We start from the raw sequence: 1,769 nt of genomic DNA, 5'->3' as shown, positions 1-1,769 counted from the left end.
AGGCTCGCCGACCTGGTGGGCGCGGGGGAATCGGGCTCCGGCGAGGGCGCGGTTCCCGTGGCCAGGCCCGCCTCGGCGAGCAACGCATGGAAACGAAGGGCGAGTTGGCGGTGCCCGCGCTCCCCCGGGTGCAGCCGGTCCGCGCTCCACATCGCGCGGTCGGTCACCCACCCGCCGGCGTCGGCGTGCAGGTGCACGACCCCATACCGTTCGGACAGCGCGTGCACCACCGCGTTGACCGCCCGCTGCCGCCGGGTCAGCGGGCGGGCCAGCGCCCCCGGCAGGCCGAGCATCGCGCCGGGGTCGGGCAGGCAGGCCGTCAGCAGGACCGCGCCCCGGCCGGTGAAGGCCGCGTACACCCGGTCGAGCCGGGCGGCCACGGCGTGGATGTCGAAGGTACGGCGCAGGGTGTCGTTGACGCCTACGACGACGGACACGAGGTCCGGGCGCAGTTCCAGGCCGACCGGTGCCTGCCGCTCCAGTACGTCACGGGTCTGCGCCCCGCTGACCGCGAGGTTGGTGAACTCCACGCTCGCGGGCTCCTCGGCGAGCCCGTCGGCCAGCAGGGCGGCCCAGCCGCGCCACCCGTCGCCCGCGGGGTCGCCCACGCCCGCGGTCAGCGAGTCACCGACGGCGACGAAACGCAGGGGTCTCATGCCACTCCCTCCGGCAGCGGGCGACGCGCGGCGGCCGGGGCGTCGTGAGCGGCGAGGAACGCCTCGACGGAGGCGGCCCACCCGAAGCACTCCGCACGCGTGCGTGCGGCCTCGCGACGCTCCCGCTCAGGGCGTGCCAGCAGGGTCTCCACGGCGTCCGCGAAGGCCGCGCCATGGTCCGCCGCGGTGACGCCGGCGGGGCCTATGACCTCCGGCAGCGCGGAGGAGGCACTGGCCGCCACAGGTGTGCCGCAGGCCATCGCCTCCAGCGCGGCGAGCCCGAAGGTCTCGGCCGGTCCGGGTGCCAGGCACACGTCGGCGGAGGCCTGGAGCGCGGCGAGCAGGCCACGGTCACGGACGTGTCCCAGGAAGGCGACCGGCAGTGCGCGCTCACAGGCCCGCTGTTCCAGGCGCGCCCGCAGCGGGCCGTCCCCAGCCACCACCAGCACCGCCCGCCGCCCGCGCCGCCGCAGCGCCTCCACCGCGTCCAGCGCGGTGCCGGGCCGCTTCTCCACGGACAGCCGGGAACACATCACCAGCAGCGCCTCGTCCTCACGCGCGTGCCAGGCGCGCAGTCCCGCGTGTCGCAGCGCGGGGTGCCGTTCCACCAGATCGACGCCCAGGGGCGCGCGTACGACGTTGCGCGCGCCGATGCGCACGAACTCACGCTCGGCGAATTCGGTGGTGCACACCACGCGCGCGTAGGTGTGCGCCGTACGCGCGTTGAGGGCGTCGGCGGCACGCCGGGAGAGGTTCTGCGGCAGTCCCCAGGTTCGCAGCACGCCGTCGGCAGTTTCGTGGGACACCATCACCGCGGGGACCCGGGCGCGCCGGGCCCACTTGCCGGTCCACCGCAGTGTCGTGCGGTCGGAGACCTCCAGGCGATCCGGGGCGAGTTCCTCCAGGAGGGCGACCACACGTCGCTTGTCGGTGAGGACGCGGTATCCGCCGGTGCCGGGCAGCAGCGGTCCGGGCAGGGTGATGACGCGGCCCTGCTCGGTCTCCCGGTCGGTGTGGCGGTCAGCCGGGATGATCAGCACCGGTGCGTGGCTGGCGGCCTTGTAACCCTTGCCGAGTTCGTGCAGGGCGGTGCGCAGTCCGCCAGAGGCGGGG

2 protein-coding genes are annotated in these 1,769 nt (G+C 75.4%); both read right to left on the bottom strand.

The window, feature by feature from the left end; translation table 11 throughout:
* Positions 1–656, bottom strand: a 656-nt coding sequence (locus RH94_RS00985; protein ID WP_234425432.1) for an SGNH/GDSL hydrolase family protein, incomplete at its 3' end; no start/stop codon positions are given.
* Positions 653–1,769: glycosyltransferase (locus RH94_RS00980; RefSeq protein WP_107428592.1), on the bottom strand; the 1,117-nt coding region annotated here is incomplete at its 5' end. The genes RH94_RS00985 and RH94_RS00980, both read right to left, overlap by 4 nt.

This window comes from Streptomyces kebangsaanensis (assembly GCF_001906585.1).
GTDB classification, from domain to species: domain Bacteria; phylum Actinomycetota; class Actinomycetes; order Streptomycetales; family Streptomycetaceae; genus Streptomyces; species Streptomyces kebangsaanensis.
The sequence above is the reverse complement of the archived record's forward strand: the minus strand, read 5'-3'. Positions and strand labels throughout refer to the sequence as shown.